At 51.1% G+C, this 26,156-nt stretch carries 21 protein-coding genes; all 21 read left to right on the plus strand.

Going from position 1 to position 26,156, the window contains the following annotated elements; all coding sequences use genetic code 11:
* Positions 1-71 precede the first annotated feature (71 nt).
* The 21 genes from tagH to ACL9RG_RS18175 all read left to right on the plus strand — a co-directional run bounded on the left by tagH (position 72) and on the right by ACL9RG_RS18175 (position 25,934).
* On the plus strand, positions 72-2,018 hold the full coding sequence (gene tagH, locus ACL9RG_RS18075; RefSeq protein ID WP_422794022.1) for a type VI secretion system-associated FHA domain protein TagH: 1,947 nt from the start codon (positions 72-74) through the stop codon (positions 2,016-2,018).
* Positions 2,015-2,809: a PP2C family protein-serine/threonine phosphatase gene (locus ACL9RG_RS18080; protein ID WP_422794023.1), complete on the plus strand. Its 795-nt coding sequence runs from the start codon at positions 2,015-2,017 to the stop codon at positions 2,807-2,809. Before tagH ends, ACL9RG_RS18080 begins: the two co-directional genes overlap by 4 nt.
* A 21-nt stretch (positions 2,810-2,830) precedes the next feature.
* Positions 2,831-3,871 carry a hypothetical protein gene (locus tag ACL9RG_RS18085; RefSeq protein ID WP_422794024.1) on the plus strand — a complete coding sequence of 347 codons (1,041 nt, stop codon included), beginning with the start codon at positions 2,831-2,833 and terminating at the stop codon, positions 3,869-3,871.
* Positions 3,872-3,914: 43 nt separating this feature from the next.
* Complete coding sequence (locus tag ACL9RG_RS18090) at positions 3,915-4,730, plus strand: type VI secretion system accessory protein TagJ (RefSeq protein ID WP_422794074.1); 816 nt, start codon at positions 3,915-3,917, stop codon at positions 4,728-4,730.
* Positions 4,723-5,289: a type VI secretion system baseplate subunit TssE gene (tssE, locus tag ACL9RG_RS18095; RefSeq protein ID WP_422794025.1), complete on the plus strand. Its 567-nt coding sequence runs from the start codon at positions 4,723-4,725 to the stop codon at positions 5,287-5,289. The genes ACL9RG_RS18090 and tssE overlap by 8 nt, the downstream gene beginning before the upstream one ends.
* Before the next feature lie 2 nt (positions 5,290-5,291).
* A complete protein-coding gene (tssF, locus tag ACL9RG_RS18100) occupies positions 5,292-7,163 on the plus strand; it encodes a type VI secretion system baseplate subunit TssF (protein WP_422794026.1) in 1,872 nt (623 codons plus the stop codon).
* The gene (tssG, locus tag ACL9RG_RS18105) at positions 7,160-8,245 is read left to right on the plus strand and encodes a type VI secretion system baseplate subunit TssG (RefSeq protein WP_422794027.1); all 1,086 of its coding nucleotides are present in this window, start codon (positions 7,160-7,162) and stop codon (positions 8,243-8,245) included. Before tssF ends, tssG begins: the two co-directional genes overlap by 4 nt.
* Before the next feature lie 69 nt (positions 8,246-8,314).
* Entirely contained in the window at positions 8,315-10,927 is a 2,613-nt protein-coding gene (tssH, locus tag ACL9RG_RS18110) for a type VI secretion system ATPase TssH (protein ID WP_422794028.1), read from the plus strand.
* A 26-nt stretch (positions 10,928-10,953) separates the two neighbouring features.
* On the plus strand, positions 10,954-12,345 hold the full coding sequence (locus ACL9RG_RS18115; protein ID WP_422794029.1) for a serine/threonine protein kinase: 1,392 nt from the start codon (positions 10,954-10,956) through the stop codon (positions 12,343-12,345).
* A gap of 160 nt (positions 12,346-12,505) precedes the next feature.
* Positions 12,506-14,431, plus strand: coding sequence for a type VI secretion system Vgr family protein (locus ACL9RG_RS18120; RefSeq protein WP_422794030.1), 1,926 nt, complete (start codon positions 12,506-12,508; stop codon positions 14,429-14,431).
* Between the two features lie 67 nt (positions 14,432-14,498).
* Positions 14,499-14,852, plus strand: coding sequence for a hypothetical protein (locus ACL9RG_RS18125; RefSeq protein ID WP_422794031.1), 354 nt, complete (start codon positions 14,499-14,501; stop codon positions 14,850-14,852).
* Positions 14,853-14,943: 91 nt separating this feature from the next.
* The gene (locus ACL9RG_RS18130) at positions 14,944-15,717 is read left to right on the plus strand and encodes a hypothetical protein (protein WP_422794032.1); all 774 of its coding nucleotides are present in this window, start codon (positions 14,944-14,946) and stop codon (positions 15,715-15,717) included.
* Positions 15,718-15,728: 11 nt separating this feature from the next.
* A complete protein-coding gene (locus ACL9RG_RS18135; RefSeq protein ID WP_422794033.1) occupies positions 15,729-16,298 on the plus strand; it encodes a hypothetical protein in 570 nt (189 codons plus the stop codon).
* A gap of 5 nt (positions 16,299-16,303) precedes the next feature.
* Positions 16,304-17,107: a hypothetical protein gene (locus tag ACL9RG_RS18140; RefSeq protein WP_422794034.1), complete on the plus strand. Its 804-nt coding sequence runs from the start codon at positions 16,304-16,306 to the stop codon at positions 17,105-17,107.
* 134 nt (positions 17,108-17,241) lie between these two features.
* The gene (locus ACL9RG_RS18145) at positions 17,242-18,066 is read left to right on the plus strand and encodes a hypothetical protein (protein ID WP_422794035.1); all 825 of its coding nucleotides are present in this window, start codon (positions 17,242-17,244) and stop codon (positions 18,064-18,066) included.
* Positions 18,067-18,076: 10 nt separating this feature from the next.
* On the plus strand, positions 18,077-18,613 hold the full coding sequence (locus ACL9RG_RS18150; RefSeq protein WP_422794036.1) for a hypothetical protein: 537 nt from the start codon (positions 18,077-18,079) through the stop codon (positions 18,611-18,613).
* A 31-nt stretch (positions 18,614-18,644) separates the two neighbouring features.
* Positions 18,645-19,736 (plus strand): ADP-ribosylarginine hydrolase Tri1, encoded by a 1,092-nt coding sequence (tri1, locus tag ACL9RG_RS18155; RefSeq protein WP_422794037.1) that lies wholly within the window; start codon positions 18,645-18,647, stop codon positions 19,734-19,736.
* Positions 19,737-19,801: 65 nt separating this feature from the next.
* A complete protein-coding gene (locus ACL9RG_RS18160; RefSeq protein WP_422794038.1) occupies positions 19,802-20,533 on the plus strand; it encodes a hypothetical protein in 732 nt (243 codons plus the stop codon).
* Between the two features lie 146 nt (positions 20,534-20,679).
* Positions 20,680-21,120, plus strand: coding sequence for a DcrB-related protein (locus tag ACL9RG_RS18165; protein WP_422794039.1), 441 nt, complete (start codon positions 20,680-20,682; stop codon positions 21,118-21,120).
* A gap of 3 nt (positions 21,121-21,123) precedes the next feature.
* Positions 21,124-25,560, plus strand: coding sequence for an RHS repeat-associated core domain-containing protein (locus ACL9RG_RS18170; protein ID WP_422794040.1), 4,437 nt, complete (start codon positions 21,124-21,126; stop codon positions 25,558-25,560).
* Entirely contained in the window at positions 25,560-25,934 is a 375-nt protein-coding gene (locus ACL9RG_RS18175) for a hypothetical protein (protein WP_422794041.1), read from the plus strand. The genes ACL9RG_RS18170 and ACL9RG_RS18175 overlap by 1 nt, the downstream gene beginning before the upstream one ends.
* The last annotated feature ends 222 nt before the right edge of the window (positions 25,935-26,156 follow it).

Below are 26,156 nucleotides of genomic sequence, written 5' to 3' on the forward strand. Positions count from 1 at the left end.
TACAAACGTTGCGAGCCTTCACCGAGACTCACAACGTTTGAGTGCTCATCATACCCAGGTAGGATTAAGCTATGCGATTCACCATTATTTCGACCAAACCCGGCCATCAGCCACCGCAAAGCAGCTGCGATTTTTACCAGCCGGGCGGCACCATTGGACGCGGCACCGATAACAATTTGGTGTTGCCAGACAATGAGAGAATCATTTCTCGGTTACAGGCCATTGTGCATATTGCCGCTGACGACGAATGCCGTATTACCAATCGCGGCAATGTCACTCGTGTTGTTCTCAATGATATTCCGTTAGAGCGTGGCCGCCAGGTTGAGCTTCAAGACGGCGATATCCTTGGTATTGATGACTATTTGATTGAAGTCACTGATTTGACGCCACGCAGCCAACCGGCTAGTCGCCTGTCTGCCGTGTCTCAACCGATTAGCAAATCGTCTGCTAGCAGACAGGCTGCCCATGCAGCTAAAGATAGCGGGCCTACTGCGGTACCGACCGAAATTTGGGATAGCCTGATGCAGGAGTTTTCTATCTCCGACAGTATCTCGAGTAGCCGTCAGAAACCGCAGGATGTGCAGAACTTTAATCCGTTTACCGCACCGAAAGAGCCGGAACGCAATCCAGAAGATCCACTGGCTCATTTCACTACCAGTAGTGAGCCGCTGTTTGAACAGAAAAGAGTTGATACCGACAAACTGTTTAGCGAAGACGCGCTGTTTAAAAGCGACAGTATCTTTAATGACGTCACGCCAAGTAGCTTAGTTCCACCGGTTGGCGAACGTGCGCGCGAGACCAAAAAACACTCAGCTGATGAGCTCGATCCTTTGGCTCTGTTTGGTGGGAGTGCCGGCGGTCAAAGCCAAACCCGCGGTGACGACCCGCTAGGATTAATGATGGGAGGCGCAGTTCCACTTACCCAGCCTGACAGTTCAACGCCTGCATCAAAGGCTGCGCCAGAGCGGGAGCAGCAAAACCGCGCCATTCCTATGCCGCCGCCGAAAGCGCAGGAATCGAGTGATATTCTCTCGACGCTGGGACAGACTTCGTTGAATGATTCGCCATTGTTTGTTGGTGAAGAGTTTGCTGGAGAAGAGTTGGCGGGTGAAGCTTTTACCAATGAATCTCAGGTAAATAATCACATTGCTGATGAGCGTTTCACTAGCGAAGTGCGCACCGAGCAGCAATCGTTGCAGCGGCAGGCCGTCCAGCAACAAGAATCTCAGCAGCCACAGGCCGCCAGTGACGCCCAAGATTACGCTGGGATCACCTTGCCAACGCCGCAGGCGGTGCAGCGTCATGCCGCACAAGTCCCGAAAGGGCGTCTGCGTATTGATCCGGTACAAAGCGGTTCTGGGCAAGCAGATGCGCCATCCAAACCCTCGAGCGGCGATGTGCTGCAAGGTGAATTGCTCGAAGCATTGCTTGAAGGCATGGGCCTTGGTGATATGAAGCCAGTGCCGCAGTTTGACCGGGAAAATATGCGTCAGCTCGGGCAGATGCTTAGCATGTTCTCTCAAGGTACGGTGGCATTGCTTTCCTCGCGCTCGATTCTTAAGCGCGGCGTAAAAGCGGATATGACCATGGTGCTGGACGATGCCAACAACCCATTCAAGCTGCTGCCGTCCGGAAAAACCGTGCTGATGCAGATGTTTGGTACGCATATGCCGGGCTTTATGCCGCCGAAAAAATCAGTACGTGATGCGCTAATCGATTTGCAGGCTCACCAGTTGGGAATGATATCCGGTATTCGCGCCATTATTGCCTCAATGCTGCAGTCCTTTAACCCTGAACAGTTAGAAGAAGAGGCCAAGCGTGACGGTGCGGTTTCCCGTCTGTCGCTGCCAGCCAGCCGTAAAGCCGCATTGTGGGATCACTTTGTTCGCTGCTATGGCAATACCGCTGGTGAGATAGAGGATGACTTCCACACACTCTTTGGCGAAGCCTTCCTGCACGCCTATGACATGGAAGTGAATCAGTACAAGGACTCACAAAGCGGATCGGAAGAACAATGAATATCACTACCGCCTCACTCTCCGCGCAGGGAGCCCGCGCGAGCAATCAGGATCAAACCGGCGAAACCATAGGCGAACGTTCTGCCTGTTTCGTCGTGTGCGACGGTATCGCCGGTTTACCCGGCGGTGACGTGGCGGCAGAACTGGCGCGTGATGCCATCATTTCGAACTTTGATGGTGATAATCATCTGAATGCCCAGCACATCCGCCAATATGTTAACGATGCCAACCGGGCGATTCGTACCAAGCAAAAAGCGGTGCAGGAATACCATCGGATGGGGACGACGCTGGTCAGCCTGTTTATTGACCGCGATTACCAGCTAGCTTATTGGGCGCATGCGGGGGATAGCCGTCTGTATTTATTCCGTCGAGGCTGGCTCTACCACGTCACGGCCGATCACAGCCTGGTGCAGCAGATGAAAGATGCGGGTCACCAGATAGAAGGGTTGAACAACAACTTACTCTATTTTGCGCTGGGAATGGGCGATGAAGATCGTGAAGCCAGCTACAGCGATGTGGTGCCGATTGAGGATGGAGATGCGTTCTTACTCTGTACCGATGGCTTCTGGCATGGGGTCAGTGAAGAACAGATGAAACAGTCGCTGCATATGGTGAATAACCCGCAGGAATGGCTGACCTTAATGAATCAAATTATTTTGAAAAATGAAGACAACGCGCAGGGTAAACAGGATAACTATAGCGCCGTCGCCGTCTGGGTGGGTTCGCCTCAGGATACGACACTGCTGCATACGCTTTCTGACGCGGCGCAGTTTTTCCCTCTTCGTGATTGATACCGGCTTACAAGGATTTTTATGAAACTTTGGCTTTCTGGTTTGGCTCTGCTCGTCATATCCGCCGGTGTTCAGGCGGAAAACTACCGTATCGTACAATCGCCATCGCAAAAACTGGATGTCTGGATCGACAATATTAAAGACAACACGCCGAAAAGTTGGTGTGGCGGCGATCTGCCACTGCGCATCGTCGCTAATGGCGAAAAAAACGTTCACCTGCTGAACAGCTTTATGCCGCGTCTGGGGTCTTTGCTAGAAAGTCAGTGCCGCACGTTAAATGTCGTGCATTGGACATTTACCGCGCCGGACGGCACGACGCTTAACCAGGGTATCGCTAAAAAATCTGGCGAATGGGCGCCGATTGTTGCCGCTGAGACGGTCAGCACGGAGGTAGTCAGCACTGCCACGGCGACCACAACCACAGATACGGCTAGCGCGGCGACGACAAATGCTACTCCAAGCGTTGTTGCCCCTGCGGCTGTTCGCCCTGAAACCTTATCTCCTGCGGCTGACCACTCACCTTGGCTGGAATTTAAACTGCTAAGCGGTTGCCACCTGCGTACCTTCTGGAATGACAGTGCCAGCTCACCAACGCTGTTTATCCCAGATCAAGGCGCTGGAAAATGTGAAAAAGTGGGTTGGTTGAATGGTCGTAGCGATGTGATTCAACTTAACAAAGGCGTTGAGAAAAAGCTCACCATGACCTTTGTTGATGGTTTCCCGATTAGCGGTCTGAGCAAAAATGCCGATATCGAAAGCCTGCTGATTACTACGGTTAACAACGAACGTATGGTACTGAGCGATGCGCATTCAGACCAAAGCTGGATGATCCTGCCTTACGTTTCTAGTCTCAACGGCTGGAAAGCCGATGGTACCGTGGCGGTGGAAGTCTCACATGAACTGGCCAGCGATGAAGTGCGCCTCAATGCGCGTCTGGATGATGTGCGCAAAGTCTGGTCTGCACTGCTGGAGCCGGGAACCAAGCTGAATATTGTATTGGTCGATGCCTTATATCCACAACTGCGCAATCCGGCGGCAAGTGCTTACCGGACAGTGAAGTAATTGAAGCAATTCAATACATTGACGTAAGGAGTCAGGAATGACGATCAATACCCTGTATCAACAATTAGCGGGCACTTCGCTCAGCGACAGTCTGGCGCGTTTGGAAAGCGAGATTAAAGCACAGCCGGCTAACGCCGATTTGCGTGCCGCTTTTGTACAACTGCTCTGTTTGTCTGGCAATTGGGCTCGGGCGCTCGTCCAACTGAAAAGCTGGCTAGCACTCAAACCACAGGCCAAGCCAACGGTAACGTTATTGCAGCAGGCCATCAGCGGTGAGCAGCAGCGTATCGACGTTATGGCAGGACGCGCTCGCCCGCACATGCCAGATACGCAATGGCCGTGGGTTGCGGCGATGGTTTCCGCGCTTGGCGAACAGGGTGATGCCTCTCATCAACGCCGTCATGCGGCGCTGGCACAAGCGGATGTGAATCCCGCAGAAATCACCCTCCAGGACGGCAGCGTGCATCACAGCGGCTGGCTAATGGATGGCGATGCTCGCCTGGGGCCAGTTTGTGAGGTCATCGTCAACGGTCGTTATGCCTGGCTACCTTTTAGCGCTATCGAAGAGATGCGTTTTCAGGCGCCGGCCAGCGTCACTGATTTAGTATGGCGACATACTTCGGTGCGTCTGGTCGATGGCACGGAACAAGTGTGTCAAATCCCGGCTCGTTATCCGTTAACTGAACCTAGCGAAGAACGCTTCTTGCTGGCACGGGCGACCGAGTGGCAAGCGCTGGATGGCGATGAATCACAATATCTGGGCCACGGTCAGAAAGTGTGGCTGAACGATAGCGAGGAATTCCCGCTGTTAACGCTAGAAACGCTGACTTTCAGTGCGGGTGATGCTGGGCATGAATAAGCCGCGCGGAGAAGAGAATGATCTGCTGCGTGGCGGCTGGCGTCAGCGCAGTAAGCAAGAGTCAGTCGGCGCGCGTGACAAAATGCAGCCGTCGTTGCTTGACCGCCTGACCGATGATGCGCCGGAAAAACGTCAGGAACCGGCTAATAGCAATTTAATCTCACACAGCATGTTACGCCGCCATGTATTACGTGATTTGCAATGGCTGTTTAATACCATCAATAACGAAGCCCAGCAGGATTTAAGCGGTGTCGATCAGGTACGCCGCTCGGTGCTTAACTTTGGTATCGCGCCACTGGCCGGTCAGCGCATGTCAGATATTGAATGGCAAGATATCCAGCGCAAACTGACGGAGGCCATTTTGCACTTCGAGCCGCGTATTTTGCCACAGGGATTACAGGTGCGCTGCGTATCCGATACTAAATCTCTCGACTTACACAACGTGTTGTCGATAGAAATAAAAGGGCGTTTGTGGTGCGTACCTTATCCGCTGGAATTTCTATTTCGTACTGATGTGGATCTGGAAAACGGCCACTTTGAGCTTAAAGACGCGGGGTAAGCATGGACAGTAAACTGCTCGAATATTACAACCGTGAACTGGCATATCTGCGTGAAATGGGCGCGGAATTTGCCGAACGTTACCCCAAAGTGGCCGGGCGTCTTGGCATGCGCGGTATCGAAGTCGCTGACCCCTATGTTGAACGCTTGATGGAAGGTTTTGCCTTTCTGACCTCGCGCGTACAACTGAAAATGGATGCTGAGTTCCCGCGTTTTTCGCAGCGTTTATTGGAAATGATCGCCCCAAACTATTTGGCACCTACGCCGTCGATGGCCATTGCTGAACTGCATCCAGATAATGGCAAAGGCGATTTGAGCAACGGCTTTGTGGTGCCACGTGGCACGATGATGGACAGTCAGGCGCTGAAAAAAAACGGCGTGACGTGCAGCTACACCACCGCACACGACGTTACCCTGCTGCCGCTGACTATCAGTCAGGTAGAACTCGGCGGCGTGCCCGCCGATGCGCCGCTTAGTCAGTTGGGGTTAAGCCAGCGTGGTGCAGTCAGTGCATTACGTATTCGCGTGGCCTGTGACGGGCCGGTGAATCTGGCGCATCTTGATTTCAATCGCCTGGACTTGTTCTTGAGCGGGCCGGATATTCAGGCGCTAAAACTCCTCGAATTGTTGATGGAACATCAGGTCGGGATCTTCTGCCAAAGCGTGGGGGCTAACCCGCAGCGTATTGTGCTCAAAGATGATGCTTTACGTCAGGAAGGATTCGCCGCCGATCAGGCGCTGTTGCCAGATGACTTACGTAACTTCGACGGCTATCGCTTGCTACAAGAGTATTTTGCTTTCCCGGCGCGTTTTCAGTTTATTAGCGTCAGCGGTTTACGGCCTTTACTGGCACCAAGCGGCGAGGCAAAAGCCTTCGACATTATTGTTTTACTGGACAAGACCGACACCCAGCTTGAGCGCGTCGTTGATAAAAGCCATCTTGCGCTGCACTGCACGCCGGTGATTAACCTGTTTCCGAAAATAGCCGAGCGGCAAAAAATCAGCGATAGCCAGCATGAATATCATCTGGTGGTGGATAATATTCGCCCGCTGGATTACGAAATTTTTGCTGTCAACAAGCTGTATGCCAGCGTTGACGGCCAGCGTGATGACCAGGTATTTCGCCCATTCTGGAGTACCTGGAGCCGTGATGATGGCAACTATGGCGCGTATTTCTCGCTGCGCCGCGAACAGCGTGCACTCTCAGAACACGCGCTACGCTACGGTACGCGTACCGGCTATGTAGGCTCTGAAGTGTTTGCCTCGCTGGTGGATGAACATCACACCCCGTGGCGCGATGATTTGCGCTATATCACCGCAGAAGTGCTGTGTACCAGCCGTGATTTGCCGCTGATGTTACAGCAGGATTTGGGGCAGTTTGTGTTGGCGGACTCTTTGCCTGTGCGTTCACTTACGCTGCGCAACGGCCCAACGCCGCCACGACCTGCGCTGGCCGAAGGACTGAGTACCTGGCGGTTGATCAGTCAATTGCAGATGAACTATTTAAGCCTGATGGACAGCGAAGAGGGCGAAGGGGCGGCGGCATTACGTCAATTGCTGGGTCTGTATGCGCAACTGGCCGATGCGCCGGTGGCACGACAAATCGAAGGTATCCGCCACTGCGTACTGGAACCGGTTCATCGCCGGGTACCCGAACCGGGGCCGATAGTGTTTGCCCGCGGCGTGGGTATCACGCTGACCGTCGATGAACAGGCATTCTCTGGCTCAAGCCCGTGGTTACTCGGTAGCGTGCTCGAGCGTATGTTTGCTCGTCTGGTGGCCTTAAACAGTTTTACCGAGTTCACGCTCAAGAGCCAACAGCGCGGTGAAATAGGCTATTGGGCGCCGCGCATGGGTAAAAGGGCGCTGATATGAGTGACGCCGGGCACAATGCCGAATACCACGGCGACAATCAAGCTGAGCCAAACGTCGAGCCTATTCGTCGCCTGACGCGCTTACCGGCGAATTTCTGGGATGCCTTAATGGCTGCGCCCTGGCGCTATGACTTGTTCCAGTTGTTGCGTCGTTTGGATGCCCAGGGGGGAGAGCGCTACCCGCTGGGACGTGCTCCGCTACCGCGTTTTGAGCCGTTGCGTATCGGCCAGCATCCTTCTATGGCGTTTGCGCCTTCGACGCTGGCAAACGTCAGCGTACGAGAAAACACCTCGTTGCATGAGGTATCGATTTTCAGCTTTGGCCTGTTTGGGCCGAATGGTCCGCTGCCGGTGCATATGACTGAATATGCCCGCGAGCGCATTTATCACCACCAAGACGATAGCCTGAGTGCCTTCGCCGATATTTTTCAACATCGCCTGACGCTGCTGTTCTTTCGCGCCTGGGCCGATGCCCAGCCGACCGCCTCGCTAGATCGCGGTGATAATAAGCGCTTTGAGCAGTATCTGGCATCGCTTATCGGTATGGGGCAGCCGGGGCAGCTTGAAAAGGGCAGTCTTAACGATCATGCGCGTTTTAACCTTGCCGGGCATCTCACGCGCAATGGGCGAGATGCTGAAGGGCTGGTGAAAATTTTACGTCATTACTTCCAGGTGCCCGTCACCTTGGTTGAAAACGTGCCGCAGTGGATGCCACTTTCTACAAGGGAACAAGCACAGTTGGGGGCCGGCCGCCGCCTGCCGCGTATGGGGCAATCGGCGTTTCTGGGCGTTGCGGTACGCGACGTACAGCACAAATTTCGCCTCGAACTCGGGCCATTAGATCTCGAAACCTATCAGCGCTTTTTACCCGGTTCCCCTTGGGTGACCGAGTTACGCGACTGGCTGCGTCAGTATTTGGGTATCGAATTTCAGTGGGATGTGCGCCTGTTGCTCAGTGAAGAGGCAGTCGCGGGTACCGCGCTCGGTGGGCAAACCCGCCTCGGTTATAGCACCTGGCTGGGGCATCAGCCGCAGCCGCAAGCGCGTGGAGATCTGTGCTTTAGCCTGGAAAACCCGGCATAAATTTTATCTCTGGGTTATCGATATTTTTGTTTGTCGTGTCAATCACGCTCATTATCAATGGAACCGATTATGTCTGAAATCAGCCGCGCCGTACTGTTCGGCAAACTGGATACGCTGCTCTTTACCTCGCTGGAAAGCGCGACGGCATTTTGTAAGTTGCGTGGTAACCCTTATGTGGAGCTGGTGCACTGGCTGCATCAATTAATGCAACAGCAGGACGGCGATTTACAACAGCTTATCCGCCATTTCTCCCTCGATGAGCAGGTACTGACTCGCGATATCGTCGCGGCGTTAGACCGTCTGCCGCGCGGGGCGAGCTCGGTTTCTGACCTCTCTGAACATATCGACAACGCCGTAGAACGCGCCTGGGTTTATGGCTCGCTGAAATTTGGCGTCAGCCGCATTCGCGGTGGTCATCTGCTGATCGGCATATTAAAAACCTGGAATCTGGCTAACGTGCTCAAGAGCATCTCCAGCCAGTTTGAACGCATCAATCCAGACGCGCTGTTTGACAACTTCGACACTGTTTTTGCGGCCAGCAAAGAAACTCAGCAGGTCGTGACTGCGGCGTCTGAGGCAGGAGCACCGCCAACGCAGCAAGGTACGCTGGCGCAATATGGTCAGGATCTCACTGCCCGTGCGCGTGACGGCAAAATTGACCCGGTCGTCGGCCGTGATGAAGAGATCCGCCAGATGGTGGATATCCTGATGCGCCGCCGCCAGAACAACCCATTACTGACCGGTGAAGCCGGTGTTGGCAAAACGGCGGTAGTGGAAGGATTGGCGCTGCGTATTGCCAGCGGCGATGTGCCAGAGCCGTTGCAAAATGTTCAGCTGTGGCTGCTCGATATTGGCATGCTGCAAGCCGGTGCCGGGATGAAAGGCGAATTTGAAGCGCGTTTGCAGGCGCTGATTAACGAAGTGCAATCGAGCCCAACGCCGATTGTATTGTTTATCGATGAAATTCATACCCTGATTGGCGCGGGTGGTCAGCAGGGTACCGGTGATGCTGCCAACCTGTTAAAACCAGCGTTAGCGCGTGGCCAGTTGCGTACCATTGGCGCGACGACGTGGGCTGAATACAAAAAATATATTGAGAAAGACCCGGCGTTGACCCGCCGCTTCCAAACCGTTCAGGTGCATGAGCCGGACGAAGCGAAAGCGGTATTGATGCTACGCAGTACGGTATCGCCGTTGGAACAGCATCACCATGTGCTGTTGCTTGATGAAGCGGTTAGCGCGGCGGTGAAACTTTCCCATCGCTATATTCCCGCTCGTCAGTTGCCGGACAAAGCCGTGGCACTGCTCGATACCGCCTGTGCACGCGTCGCCGTTAGCCAAAGTGCACCGCCTGCTCAGCTTGAAGATTGCCTGCATCGTATTGCCGCGCTGGAAGTGGAAACCGATATCGCCGAACGTGAAGCTCGTGTGGCGATTGGCGATAGCGACCGCGTGGCGCGTTTGAACGCCGAGCGTGAAACACTGGAAGCCGATCGTGATGCGTTGACCGAACGCTGGCAGCAAGAGCGTACGCTGGTTGACGCTATTATCGAATTGCGTGCGCAACTGCATCTGGCCGACGAAGAGGCCTCAGCCGAGCTACGTGAGCAGCTTAGCGAGCGTCAGCAAGCCTTAGCCGATGTACAAGGCGATGAGCCGCTGCTATTTGCCGCTGTCGATGCCAATGTTGTCGCGGCGGTGGTCTCAGATTGGACCGGTATTCCACTGGGCCGCATGGTGAAAAACGAAATCGATGCGGTACTTCATCTGGCCGATACGTTGAACCAGCGGGTGATTGGTCAGCGTCACGGGCTAGAATTGATTGCTAAGCGCGTACAGACTTCCCGTGCACGTCTTGATGACCCGAATAAACCGGTCGGCGTATTTATGCTGTGTGGTCCGTCGGGCGTCGGTAAAACCGAAACCGCGCTGGCACTCGCCGAGTCCTTATATGGTGGCGAGCAAAATGTTATTACCATCAACATGAGTGAATTCCAGGAAGCGCATACCGTTTCGACCCTCAAAGGCGCCCCTCCGGGCTATGTGGGTTACGGTGAAGGCGGGGTATTGACCGAGGCGGTGCGTCGTCGACCTTATAGCGTGGTGCTGCTCGACGAGATCGAAAAAGCGCACCCAGATGTACACGAAATCTTCTTCCAGGTGTTTGATAAAGGCTGGATGGAAGATGGTGAAGGACGACATATTGATTTCCGTAATACCATCATTATTCTAACCTCCAACGTCGGTACTGAACTTATCAGCGCAATGTGTGCTGACCCGGATTTAATGCCTGAACCCGAGGCATTATCCACGGCGTTGCGTCCGCCGTTATTGCAGGTGTTCCCGCCTGCACTATTGGGGCGTTTGTTGGTGGTGCCTTATTACCCATTGAGCGATACGATGTTGGCAGAAATTGTGCGTTTGCAGCTTAAACGTATCCAACGCCGCTTGGCTGATAATCACGGCATTGTTTCCGATGTGGACGACAGCGTGATTGAGCAAATTGTCCAGCGTTGTACTGAAGTTGAGTCGGGTGGCCGCATGGTTGACGCCATCCTCACGAATACCTTATTGCCGCAGATGAGCCAAATACTGCTCACTGCCAGCGCACGTGACGAGAAATACCGTCGCCTGCGCGTAACCTTTGAACTGGGTGAATTTCACTGTCAGTTTGTGGCATAACGCCATCATCGAGAGAGTTTTCCAATATGACGGATCACGATAACAACCGGAATGTACCGAACGCACTACCGCCGGGGTACCGTTTTAACGAGTTTGAGATTAAGGAAGTGATTGGTGATGGTGGTTTTGGCATTGTTTACCGTGCCTGGGACCATCAACTAGAACGTACTATTGCGATTAAAGAGTTTATGCCCTCGTCATTGGCGGTGCGCAATCCGGATATGCGTCTGGTGCTGCGTAGCGAACGCTTTAGCAAGGCATTTACCGCCGGACTGAACAGTTTTATTCAGGAAGCTCGCCTATTAGCGCGTTTTAACCACCCGAACCTGCTGCACGTTCTGCGTTTTTGGGTGCAAAACGACACCGCTTATATGGGTACTGTATTTTATAGCGGCACCACGCTATCGCGTCTGCGTGAGAAAAACCCGCAACTGATCAACGAAGCCTGGATCCGTCGTACCTTGCCGATGCTCTTTGGGGCCATTAAAACCATTCATAACGAAGGTTACCTGCATCGCGATATCTCGCTCGATAACATCCAGATTAAGGATGATGGCTTACCCGTGGTGCTTGATTTTGGCTCTGCGCGCCGCAGTATTGGTAATGTTTCGGACGAAACAGAAACGATGCTGCGTCCGGGCTTTGCGCCTATCGAGCAATACACCGATGAAAACGAAAGCGAGCAGGGACCATGGACCGACATTTATGCCCTCGGTGCCGTGCTGCATACCCTGATCGTCGGCACACCGCCGCCGGTTAGCGTGGTGCGCAGTATTGAGGACAGCTACCAGCCATTGGCGGAGCGTCGACCAGCCGGTTATTCATTGCCGCTGTTGCAAGCCGTAGATCGCGCGTTGGCGCTAAGAATGGAAGATCGTCCGCAGACTATCGATGAATTTGCTGCGCTGATTGAAATGCCGGTTGCGGGTATTGATGATGTATTAAGCAGCAAAAAACCGGGCACGATGCTGATGCCGGTCGAAGACGATGCGCCAACGGCGGGTCGCAACTGGAAACGTTACAAGCTGCCTGCGTTGGTAGCAGGCGGTGTGCTGGTGGGGCTGATTGCCGGTGGTCTTATCTTCAGCGGTGGCAGCCATCAGGCGCCAGAAAGTAACACCGCTGAGAACAAGCCAGTAAAACAGGCCACAAGCAGCACGAATAGCCAGGCCAACAACAGCAATGCTGCGCCGGGTGCCACGCAGTCGCTATCGCAGATTTATATCCGCCTGCGTGACGGCGAGCAACTGTCGGTCAATGGTAAATCTCAGGCGGTGATACCTTCAGCCAATGGCTTCGCCTTGTTACAACTTCCGTCTGGGCAATATGAATTCACTATTCAGGGCCATGATCACTCTCGCAGCCAAGCGCTGACCGTTGATAAAACAGGCACCTGGCTTATCAATCCTCAAAGTTAATCTTCAGCACGGTACTCTACCCAAGAAACTGCAAGATGCAGGTAAGCGGCAAACAGAGGCCCCAACGGGGCGAGGCTCAAGGATGAGCCGAGTCACTGCAGCCAACACCTCTACATCTTGAAGTATGACGGGTATATACCTCTCCATCCGGGATATCTCTATGCTTAACCGTATCACTGTGCAATTACCTGTAGAGGGATTGCTTTTCTGGAACATGTCAGGTCGCGAAGCGCTGTCCGAGTCCTTTGCGTTGACGGTCACGTTGCTTGGCACCGATGCGCGTATCGACCGTAGTAAACTGCTGGGGCAGCCGATAACCGTCACCATCCCTACGCAGAACTTGATGAGCAACCGTTATATCAACGGCAAAGTGACCCGTGTTGCAGTCAGCGCCGTGGAGCTGACGGGGACGCGTTACGCAGTGTATACCCTGACGGTAGAATCAGACTTGTGGCCGATGAAGCGGGATAAAAACCTGCGCATCTTCCAGGGCCAAACGGTGCCGCAAATCGTTAAAACCCTGCTCGGTGAATACCAAGTCAATATCGAAGATAAGCTGACCGGTAGCTATCGGGTGTGGGACTACTGCGTGCAGTATCAGGAAAGCAGCTTTGATTTCATCAGCCGCTTGATGGAACTCGAAGGTATTACCTACCATTTCCAGCACCAGCCTGACAGCCACACCATCATATTGACCGATGCCGCCACTCAGCATCAGCCGTTTGCCGGTTATGAGACGATCCCTTATCACCAAACGCCATCGGGCGGCAGCACCGACGAAGAAGGGATTGGCCAGTGGGCGCTGGAAGATAACGTCACGCCGGGGATTTATAGCCTCGACGATTACGACTTCCGCAAACCTAATGCCTGGATGTTCCAGGCGCGTCAGAACCCCTCTTCTCCGGTGCCGGGCAGCATCGACGTATATGACTGGCCAGGCCGTTTTGTCGAACATGGCCACGGTGAGTTCTATGCCCGCATCCATCAGGAACGCTGGCAGGTCGAGCATCAGTTGATCCACGGTACCGCCACCGCGATTGGCGTGGCACCGGGCAATACTTTCGCATTGACTAACGCACCGTTCTTCAGTGATAACGGCGAATACCTGACGACTGAAGCGACGTATTACTTCGAAGAGAACCGCTATTCCAGCGGTAACGATGGTGAGACGGTACACCGTGTTGATTTCACCGTTATTCCCTCCAACATTCCGTTCCGCCCGCTGCAAACTACGCCGTGGCCGCGTACCTACGGCCCGCAAACGGCAAAAGTGGTGGGGCCGAAGGGCGAGAGCATCTGGACCGATAAATATGGCCGCGTGAAAGTAAAATTCCACTGGGACCGTTTAGCCAAGGGCGACGACACCAGCTCCTGCTGGGTGCGTGTTTCCAGCGCCTGGGCCGGTCAAGGCTTCGGTGGCGTGCAGGTTCCACGCGTTGGCGATGAAGTGGTGATCGACTTTATCAACGGCGACCCGGACCGTCCGATCATCACCGGCCGCGTCTACAACGAAGCCAGCATGCCGCCGTGGGCGCTGCCAGCCGCCGCAACGCAGATGGGCTTCCTCAGCCGCTCCAAAGATGGCTCTACAGACAGCGCCAACGCCCTGCGCTTTGAAGACCGCGCCGGTGAAGAACACGTCTGGATCCAGGCTCAGCGTGATATGGACGTTAACGTGAAAAACGATGCCAGCCAGTCGATTGGCAGTAATAACAGTCATTACACGGCAGGTAATGAGCAGTATCGGGTGGAAACCGATCGTACCCACGCGGTCAAGGGCAAGGAAGTACGTGTCATCGGGCAAGATAAAACGGATGCCGCGGCAAATAATCATATTGTAGGGGCGGGTAATCAATTGCGTCTGCAGTGTGGCGAAAGCGTTATTGAGCTTAATGCCAGTGGTCAGATCAATATCGTTGGTAAAGGCTTTAACCTGTTTGTGGCAGGGGAAGGGTATATTACGACTTCCGGCGGGAACCTGAATCTTAATGCCGAAGGGGCGGGAGCAGGGACTGCAGCACCGGGAGCAGGTTATCAGGGAAGTATTACTCAGGCTGTCGAAGCTCAATTCCCCCCAAAGCAATAGGAACTCATCGCTCAGGCAACAGCTAAGGCTGTTGCCGCTCATCCTCATACTAATACTCTGAGTTATTATGGCTAAAATATTCATCTTGTGGATGACGTCACTACTGTCTTTTAATGTTTTTGCGCAAGTTAACTGTGATGCACTAGATAACCTTGCTCAGCAACAAAGCATACGTTTTGACAGCGCAGAGAATGGCTATCAGGTAAAAGGGGAAGGGCGAGCCTATTTCTATTCGGCACCGACGGCGGCCTGCGAAGATAAAAAGGTGTTCATTATTCATGGCGATAATGTGAATGCTTATCTTGATTACAATAACTATTACTATGTGATGTATTTTACTAAAGAGGGTAAGCAAGTATCCGGCTGGGTAAAACGTGATAGATTAAAAAGTAATGGCACAGGTGTGGGTGGGCAAGAATAAAAACACCTTAATATTGTCAAAGTCATGTCTTAATAATATCGATATATTTCATTTATCTTAGATGACGTGATTATTAGATTGAAGGGTTAATATGGTTAGCAAAGCCTGCTGCTTGGTTATTGTATTGTTTTTAAGTTTTTCATCAATAGTAAAGGCTAGCGACTATAAAAAACTGAATCAATATACAACACTTGATTCGGCGGTGAATGTATTTAATGACAAGAATATCACATCTGATTTAAAAACATTGTTGGATGCTAGTTACAGTGAATTTATCAATAACTTTGAGGTGTTTGCCGACCCGCAGAAACAGTCTAACGGTGGATTGTTTATTGAAGGCTGGTTACAAGATTTAAGATTAGAAAATGCATCGGCGATGGTCATTGAGCCTGATGGTAAACTCTATGTGGCTTGGGTCATTCCAGGACACAGTAAGATTGAATATAGAACCAATGACCAGCAGATGAAGGGAGTTAACCCTGATCTATTGGCATGGTCAAAGCGTTTTGAACATATCACCTTTGATGAGAAGCGCTATCCTATTGGCTTTATTGATAATGAACCAAAAGTTCGCCATTTGGATACCAAGAGTTTTAATGTCAAAGTTACATTGAATTGTGATTCAACTGATAAGCCTTGTAATCACGCTTTATATGAAGGAACCAGAAAATCCGATGGAGCTACCTTAACATTGCATGGGAAAGTCTTCCGCGCTCGCTGTAGTGAACCAATCTGCTCGATTAATTCCTACGAATTTAAAAATAAAAATGCCACCTATACGTTAGAAACTATTGTGCCATCGCTAACGGTAATTATTAACCATAAAATGGTTGTCGATGAAAAAGGTGTCTGGTCAGATAATTAAGGCGAAGTTAAATGGCATTCCCCCTAAAACAAGCTGCATTTTTAGTTTCCTTTCTTCTGGGCTCATTCCCCGTTCTTCCCGTAGTCGCCGCTACGGCGGCAACTGCCGCCAATACCCAATCGGCCATCGATGCAGTCGACTTTTCCGTGGTGCTGAATAAACAGCATTTTTCGTTGGGCGATAAGTGGGACGAACAAGCACAAAAACGAGCGGGGATGCAACGTAGTGAGGCTTTTGTTGGCGATGTCCCCGTGGGCGACAGCAGTTATAAATTTTATCAGCACAGCTACGCGGGATATGACATTTACACCGCTAACCTATTTTGGGAAACACAGCACCGTGACGTTGATAGCTATCTAGTTGCCCAGATCACTCTTGAAGCACCGGGTATAGCCACATCCCGCGGCATCTCAGTCGGTGATACACCAAGCGACGTCACGAAGCGTTATGGCCGCGCGATGACTGATGACAGTGATAACCAGCACTGGCTCTATTATGAAAGTAATGGCAAGCGACTCTCTTTCCAGATTGAAAATGATAAAGTCAGTCGTATTACCATGGTTTTTAATATCGATAATTAATAAAAATGATGAATAAAATAGTTACCCCGTTCAGTCAATGTTTCCGTCTGATATGTTTATCCCTTTTAGTCCTATCTTCATTAGCCAATGCTCACGAATATCAATGGCTGGGGAAATATGCATCGCCAGATGCTGTGGTAAATATCTTTGATGAAAAAGATATCACGCTTGATTTAAAATCGTTATTGGGAAATAAATATAATGATTTTCTCGACAACTATGAAGGGTTCGCAGATCCAAAGCGACTCCCCGGCGGTGGATTATTGGTTGAAGGTTGGTTACGAGATCTTCGGCTAGAGAATGCTTCGGCATTAGTTATGACAAAAGATGGCAGACTTTATGCCGGATGGGTGACACCTGACGCTAATAAAATTATGTATGCCACTAATGATAAACAGATGAAGTCTATTCATCCTGAGATTAAACAATGGGCTGCCCGCTTTACGGGGATGTCATTTTCTGCCGATGAAAATCAGCAGGTTTTTACTGATGTGATTAATAAAGTTAACTACTTTACTACGCCACAATATCAAATCAGAGTATCGCTGATCTGTACCGACCGGTTTAGTATTTGTAATAAAGCCGTGTATAAGGGTAAAAGAAAAAGCGATGGGGCAAGCATGATCCTTATGGGGAAGGTTATTCGCGAAAAATGTGATAAAACGGCTTGCCCAGCAAGCTCTTATGAATTTGAGAATAAAGAGACCAAAACAAAATATCAGCTGACAGTAGGCAATCCTACTCTGACTGTTTTAGTGAATGATAAAGTGGCGATGGCTGAAAAAGGCTCTTGGTCTACAACGCCTTAAGGTTTTAATTATTTTTAGATGAACATAAGTATGAAAAAGATCATTTTTATTATTATCGCTATGCTCTCATGCCGTGCCTTTGCTGATGATTGTAGGTGGCAGTTGTTATCTAAAAATGACGGCTGCGCGAGCAGATGATTTTACGTCACATCAATAGAGTCAAAAGAATGATACTCAAACTCGCCAATTTATTTTTTGTCTCTTGCCTGCTGAGTTTCCCTGTTCTGGCCGCGCAACCCTTCTCTGGACAGTGGAGCGCTGAAAGCGATAGCCCGGACGGTACGCCACTGTCAACACTGTCACTGAATCTGGTACAACAAGGCCAGAATTTAACCGGCAGTTACTGTTATGTCACACAGCGCGGGTCACGTATTGATTGCCCGGAGCAGGGCGTGGATAACTTACATGGTACGGTTAATGGAGCGTCAGCGACGGTAGTTTTCGACTCCAGCTTTGGGGGGAAGAAGGGTAAGGCCGAGTTGACTCTTAATAATGGCAAACTTTCTTGGTCATTGCTTGCCGAGCCGCAAGATGGGGAGTTTTATGCACCTAAAACGTACCAGTTGGATAAAAGCCAGCAAGTGCTAGTCGGAAAAAAAACTGCCGTAGCCTCTAACACAAAGGCGAAAAATGCTGATAGTGATGAGTTAGTTATCCTAACGAAAACGTATAAGATATCCATTGATCAAAACTGTCAGGAGGGGGAAGTCTCTTGCGACAATGTGACCTATCACTCTTTAAATAAAAAAAATAATAAAGAAATCACCCTTAAAGGCAAGGTGATCAATAAAAAGCCATCTATGGATTTTGCTGGGTATGAGTTTGATAATGGAGATTATGCGTATACATTAACGCCTGATTATTCCGCCAGCGATAGTAAATATGAGTATTGGGTGCTAAATGTGTTTAAAGGAAATAAGGTCGTGTTCTCAGAAATAGGAAAGTCATCGATTAATTAATGATTTTTATATGGGATTCATTGATATGAAAAAATATTCGCTAATCGATTATGCTTTTTTACTCTCTGTTCTGGTATTTTTTTTAGGCCTGGGGGATGCTGAAGCTAAAAATAACCCCCCTACGCTTTGGCAATTCATTGATCAAATGAGCGATACCATTAAAAATACAACCGTTAATAACGTTGATAAATTTCCGTTACCTGTCCGATTTTTATCAGAAAACGAGTTTATTAAATTCTATAAAGCGGACACGCACTCATTGGCTGACGCAAGCAAAATTAGTGATATAGATCTACGGCTTAGTAAAAATGCCAGCTCAATGGCACCTTTCCTACTTTTCTCTTATTCAGGACGTTGTATCACGCTTAATGATATCAAGAGCCAATATCACACAGTAGTATTGACCGACTATCCGCGTGGCCGCTCAGAAAACGAAGCGAGCAGTTATACGACACCCGTCGATAGCCATGGGCAAAAGATCGCCTTTGGTTTCACCGTAAAAACACCGGATTGTTTAAGCTGGGTGAGTATTACATCGGATGCGTAGCTAAACGCCTTATTGTACAAGGGGGATCATCATGATTGATCTAAGAGAAGATGGATTTGCACTGTCCTTATATGCTAAACGCTACCAACATCTTGCCCCTAAGGTCAGTTGCCATCTGCAAAATAGAATGGCATATGAGCCGGTATTTATGGCAACAGATGATAATCTCGATAATACAAAACCTGACTGGCTCAAATCACAACCACAAATTATCTCGGATGAGATGGCATTAGATAAAGCCAAAGGGGCATTAGTGGGGTTGGCTATTGGCGATGCGATAGGTACCACCCTGGAGTTTTTGCCTCGTGATGCAGGTCGGGTCACTGATATGGTTGGCGGCGGCCCTTTTAAATTAAAAGCAGGCGAGTGGACCGATGATACCTCGATGGCGCTGTGTCTGGCTGAAACCTATCTGGACAAGGGTAGGATGGATGTTACGGCATTTAGAGATAAGTTGGTCCGTTGGTATCAACATGGTGATAACAGCGTTAATGGCCGCTGTTTTGACATTGGCATCACCACGCGTTTTGCTTTAGATGAATATTTGAAACATGGCGCGTTATGGTTTGGTAACACCGATGCCGAAACCGCAGGGAATGCGGCCATTATTCGGCATGCTGCCGTTGCAATCTTTAGACGAAAATCACTGGCACTGAACTGGACTGAATCAAAGAGCCAAAGTATGGCGACACATGGTGCAGCTGAATCTATCAATGGTTGCCAGTTTTTAGGACTGATACTGCATTTCTTGTTGAATGGTCATAGCAAAGAGGCCAGTTTCTCTCCCCACGTATTTTCAACAACGTTAAGAGTTTTGCTTATTAATGCTGGGGAATACAAAGAAAAACAGCGGCATCAGATCCGCTCCAGTGGTTACGTTATCGATACACTTGAAGCAGCTATGTGGGCTGTATGGCACACCCATAATTTTAGGGACGCGGTTTTACTTGCTGCGAATTTAGGGGATGACGCTGATAGCGTAGCGGCAACGGCGGGACAGATCGCCGGGGCATTATATGGTTATGCTAATATTCCACTGGCGTGGCGGGATAAATTGGTACAGGAAAAACACATCGCTTCTCTTGCTGAAGCCCTGTTTTTACGTGCGCCAGACGATAATTAAAAAGATAATCTATATATTTTATATAGATGGCGTTTTTATCATTTTTTTAAATTGGTGTGTTTGTAATGTTTAAAAGTAAAAGTATTGCTTTCGTGATGATTCTGTTTGTATCCTTTTTCTCTCAGGCTAAAAGTCTATTTATTGGCGAATGGGCTAATAATAGCCACCCCGAAAAACCTAATGATATTTCAATGAAAATTTGGCTAACGGAAGATAAAGGCCTGGTAAAGGGGCGCTATTGTCTTATTTATGAAAATGGCAATCGAATAGATTGTAGCAATGATAATGCAGAAAATATCCATGGCGTGTTGAACCGGCAAGGTATTGCGTTGCTTAACTTTGACTCCTGGTTTGGTGAGAAACATGGTAAGGCCGAATTTAGCGTTAATGGTGATTATGCTCATTGGCATTTACTCTCTCCACCTGTCAATAGTGATCATTATTTCCCTAAAGATATTGAGTTAAAGAAAATTTCTGATTTATACATTCAGCCTGGTGAGAAAAATACTTTCTTTAGCGATGCTTATACCGCCAGTGTTTTTAATAAATGTGGGGATTTCACATCGGATTGTAGCAATGTCAGTCTGATTCTTATTGAGAATAAAACTAATAACCCTACTATTTTTTATGGCAAGGTGATGAAAAACGAATTAGGTAATTTTAGTTATTTTATTTTTAATGATGAAGCTGGAAATAAAAAAATTAAATTAGATTATACCTCGTTGACATTCATTGATAAAAATGGGAAAGCTGTGAGTGCTTATCCAGGTAGATGGGATCATAAACTCACTCGTTAATGTGGTTCTTTAATTTTATGAGTTAAAAAACAATATGTGAAAGTGTTTTAAATAGATTGGCCTAATTTATTTAAGGTCAATCTTATTACACTCCCACGTTGACGCACACTTCAATCAATTTCTTAATTAAAAACGCCGAGCGAATCATGAAATATACTCTACAGGAAGGTTCTTTCTCTCTGTTTCCTGCTGCCTGGCAGGACACCTCGATGAATATTCTGCGCGATGATCACAGTGGACTCTCTGTGGTGATCAGCCGTGGCACCATCCCTGAAGGCAGTGATTTGGCCACCGAGTTTCACCGCCAGTGGGAATTGCTGCGCCCACAAATGGGCGAGATCACTCAAAGCGATGTATTACGCGTCAGCGTCGGGCCGCAGCAAACGTTACCCGGGCTGGAAGTCGAGACGGGGCTGGAGCGTAACGGCCAAAAACTGTGGCAAAAGCAGCTGGCGGTGCAGGTGCCTAACCAGGCGACATTGATGCTTTTTACGCTATCCGCGCTGCGCCCCTTCACTGACGAAGACAGCCAACGCTGGGATGCTCTTAAACAGAGTGTGACGCTAAACGACAATCGGAATGACTAAGGCATGAGCGATAACAAGGCTGCCCGCGAGGGCGATGACATCATTCACTCGAGCATTTTTGCTGATATCACCAGTATCGTGGCGGAAGGCTTAGCTTATGCGGCGATCGGTGCGGCCGTCGGTGTTGCACTCACCGCTGCCGCTCCTTTGCTGGGTGCCGGTGCGGCAGCGGCGACTGTGACGGCGATGGGCTCAAGTTGTGTCGTTAGCGGGATGATTGGCGGGGCTTTAGCGAATATGAGCGGGCTCAGCGCTGAGATCAGCGCCTCCGCCGATAGCCTTGGTGATCTGATCTTCCCTCCGTCCCCTGCCGGGAAAATTATCACCGGCTCAAGTAATGTCCTGACCAATAACTTACCGGCCGCGCGGGCCGCCGGTAGCGTGCCACCTGATGATATGCCGCCTGCCGAACCGCAATCCCCCAGCAGTTTTGCCGATTATGCGGGTAAGTATCTCTCAATGGCCGAGCAGTTTGTCAGCGAGATGTGGCAACCTACCCTCGCCTCGGCCGCGAACGGCGCATCGCCTGCCGAGCAGGACAAAGTCGCCTGTGAAAAACATTCCGGGCCGCAGTATCTGGCGGAAGGCTCAAAGAGCGTGTTTATCAACGGCCAGCCTGCCGTGCGCGCCAAAGACAGAACCACCTGCGGGGCGACAATCGCCGATAACGTCTCACCGAATGTGATCATCGGTGGCGAGACGGTCGCGGTGCGCGATGTCAAAAGCGGTAAAAAGGCCGGTCTGTCGCTGGCGATGATCGGCCTGGCGCTGTTGCGCGGTCGCCCGGGCCAGGTGGTAAAAAATATGCCTTGTGCGGTGGGCGGTGCGGCGGCCGGCATGCTGGCCGATATGTCGATTAACGCAGTATTCGCAACATCGCATCCGGTGCATGCCGCCACCGGCGTTAAAGTCCTCAACGATGAGAACGAGCTTGATTTCACTCTGCCGGGACGTTTTCCGCTGTATTGGCAGCGTAGCTACAACAGTCTGACCCGTCGCGAAGGGTTGTTCGGTCTGGGCTGGGCTACCGTTTTTGACAGCTACCTGACGCTGATTGGAGATGAAGTAACTTGGTTTGACGATAGCGGGCGCGAGTTGAGCTTTACCCGGCCGCCGGTTAATCAGGCGCTTTACAGCATTAGCGAAGGGCTGATCGTGCGTTGTAATGACAACGGCGATATAGCAATTTTTGATGACGATGGCGCGGTATGGCGGCTCTATAAACCGACCCGTGCCAATCCAGCGTTACTGCGTCTGGCCTCGCTTAGCGATGAATACGGCAACATGCTGGAAACCGGCTGGAATGAACACGGTCGACTGGTGCGTATTCATGATGCGCCGCAAGCCATCGATGTCACGCTGACCTACGACGATGAACGTTTCCCGCAGCGAGTCACCGGCGCCAGCCATTTTGATGGCGATCAGCATTGGCCGCTGATGCGCTGGGGTTACGATGATCGTGGCCAGTTGGCTGCCGTAACCGATGCAAGCGGCGTAGTTACTCGTGAGTTCCGCTATAACGACGATGGCCTGATGGTGTGGCATCGCTTGCCGGGCGGGCTGGAAAGCGAATACCGCTGGCAGCAGTTGGATCACTGGCGCGTGGTGGAGAACCGCACCAGTACCGGCGATGGCTGCCGTATGCGCTATGACCTGGCCGCCGGACTCACCACCGTCACGCAATATGACGGGCAGGTGCGCCAACACTATTGGAATGAACAGGCGTTGATCACCTGTTTTGTAGATGAACGCGGCGAGCGCTGGCAATTTGAGTGGGATGAGAACGAACAACTGACCCGCCGTATCGACCCGTTGGGCCACGCCGTCACCTTCGTTTATGACGAGATGGGGAACCGGGTACAAGAGAGCGATGCCGAGGGCAACACGCGGGCGACAACCTGGCTGCCGCATCGTGCTTTACCGACCTCGATTACCGAGGCGGACGGCAGCGCCACGCATTTTTATTATGATCAGTCACATGGTCTGGCGCGGGTGGTCGACGCGCTGGGACAGAGCACGCTGTATCATCGCGATGAGTTTGGTCTGGTGACCGAAGAAGTGGATGCGGCGCAAAACAGCCGCCGTCAGGAGTACAACGACGCCGGACAAGTCATCCGCGCCACCGACTGCTCCGGGCGTACTACCCGCTATCGTTATCATCCACTTGGCTGGCTGAGCGCGCAGATTGCGCCAGACGGTGAAGAGACGTGCTATCGCTATGATGCCGCCGGTCGCCCGGTTCAGCTTGAGCGGGCCGAAGGCTGGCAAGAGACACTGAGTTGGAACCCACGCGGCCTGCCTGCCGCGCATCTGGCCGCCGACGGTAAACGCAGCGAGTTCGATTACGACAGCGCCGGGCGACTGCTGGTCACGCGTAACGCGCAGGGCGAAGAAGTGCGGCGCACCTGGGACAGCCGCGGTCGGCTGAGCGCTTTGCATAACGAAAACGGCGAAGCCTATCAGTTCCACCATGGCGCAGACTCGTTGTTGCTTGAAGAGGTCGGGCTGGATGGCGTGGTTACCCGTTATAGCTATGACGCCTGCGGACGTACCACCTCGCGCACCTTTGCCGCCGGGCATGCTGAGGCGATCACCCATCACTTTGCCTATAGCGCATCCGGGCAGTTGGTTGCGCGGACTACGCCGGAAGGACAAACGCGTTACCACTATACTGCGGCCGGGCAACTGGCCCGACTCGCCCTGCATCCGGCAATCAGTGACGACGTCTGGAGCCGTGAAGCGGAACAAGAGATTACGTTTGAATATGATGCACTGGGCCGGGTTATTGGCGAACAGGGGGAGCAGGGCGCGCTGGCGTGGACTTATGACGCGCTGGGTAACCGCACCTCGGTACAGTTGCCAGACGGACGCCAGGTAAAACAGCTCTATTATGGCAGCGGGCATCTGCTAAGCATCGCCCTCGACAGCCTGCCGATCAGCGATTTTACCCGCGACGCGTTACACCGTGAAACCAGCCGCACGCAGGGCACACTGACTTTGCGCAGCGAGTATGACCGGCTTGGCCGCCTGCGCCGCCGCGATGTCTTTAACGGCAATAGCCAGCGCCCGGCACCGCGCCGCTGGTCACGCCGTTGGGATTATGACTACGCCAATAATCTGATCCGCGAAGAGCGCGACGACAACCCGTTTCACTGGCACCGCTGGCAATACGACAGCGCGGGGCGTCTGCTGGCGCAGGACGGCACCTTACCGGGTCAAGAGCAGTGGCGTTGGGATGCGGCCGGTAATCCGCTGGAAGAGACTGACAGCCTGGCGGTGCGCCACAACCGAGTCACGCAACTTAACGGTATCTGCTGGCGCTACGATATTCACGGCCGCACCATCGAAAAGGATAACGGCCAGACGCGCTGGCACTATCGCTACGATGGTGAGCATCGCCTGACCGACGTCATCAGCCACCCGCGTGAGCGTAACAAACCGCAGGTGCAGGTCAGCTTCCGCTACGACCCCTTGGGCCGCCGCATCAGTAAAACCCGCAGCCAGACGCTTAACGGACAGCCGCAAGGCCGCCGTGTGACCACTCGTTTTGTCTGGGAAAGGTTCCGCTTGTTGCAGGAGATCCAGGATGAGGTGCCGCTCACCTATGTTTACAGCGATGAAGGCAGCTACGACCCGCTGGCGCGTATCGACGGCAGCGAAAACCCGGAGATTTACTGGTTCCACAACCAGCCCAACGGCACGCCAGAACGCCTGACCGATGCAGAAGGGCAATTGCGCTGGGAAGGGCAAAACAGCGCCTGGGGCAAACTGCTGCGAGAATCCTCGCTGCAAGGCCCAGGATTTGCGCAGAACCTGCGTATGCAAGGCCAATACCTCGACCGCGAAACCGGCCTGCACTATAATTTGTTCCGTTACTACGACCCGGATTGTGGACGCTTTACCCAGCCAGACCCGATAGGGTTGTTGGGGGGGATCAATCTTTACCAGTATGCGCCGAATGCACTGGGGTGGGTGGATCCGTTGGGGTTGAGTCGGTGCCAAGCTAATTTATCTAAAGCAGAACGACAGGCGAGAATCCATGAGCTTGCAGAAGCTAATGCACACAGGCGATTACAAGAAATTGAAAATATGAGTTCAAGGTCTCACTTCCTTGAGAGGCATGGGGCTCAAACATCTTTAGAATCACAGTTAGGACGTGCGACTAATGGGACTAATCCTTCTACAGGTATTCAGCAACGCACGCCGACCGCAGCAACTCGATTTGATAGCCATAGAGATCAGTTGAATGCGATACAGAGAGCACAGCTAATTCATCGAATATCAGGAGGCACTCAAACTAAAGTTACAGTTCCGTATCCGTATAAAATCGGTGAAGGATACAACAAGACTGAGTTAGCATATGGTACTTCAAGAACAGCCACAGTGATCTTAACTCCGGGTGGGCAACCAATCACTGCATATCCTGTATGGGGGCGGTAATGAATAAATTTGATATTGAAACTCAAAAAGAAATCTCTATATTAGTAGGTTTTCTTTCTTCTGTTGATGAAGGAGTTGTTAGCGATGAAGATTATTTGCTAATAAAAAATAAAAATGTCAATAATGAAAATGATCTGCGATATATTTCAGGTGTTATCTTTAAGCCTTGGTTTTTAGAATATACATCAACCAATAAAGATAAAGTGATTCAATCCATAGAATTTATCATAAATGGTAAAAGCGATGTTATTGATGCTGTCATTTCCGAAGTGAATTTTATTTTTGACTATGAAATAGAGGATAAACCTCTTTTTTTGATGAGGATAAAGAGGGTTCTTGAGGGGTATATGGGGTGCGATACATCTGGTGAGTGACTAAAATAAACTGGAAGTCATTTTTAAATTTCTTCCAGCTATTATTTTATCCATTACTTAACAATATCGTTCCAATCCAGCCTGCCGAGAAATTGTACCAGCTAAATAGCTGTGCGGTATAGTGCTCTACTTTCGACCAGGCCTTGCTGGATAAGGTATTGAAACCGTTGTTCTGTATGAGTGTGCTACATCTAGCCAAAGGCGTAATGTTCTTACGTAACA

This window comes from Rouxiella sp. Mn2063 (assembly GCF_049319665.1).
Taxonomy (GTDB): domain Bacteria; phylum Pseudomonadota; class Gammaproteobacteria; order Enterobacterales; family Enterobacteriaceae; genus JBMOUD01.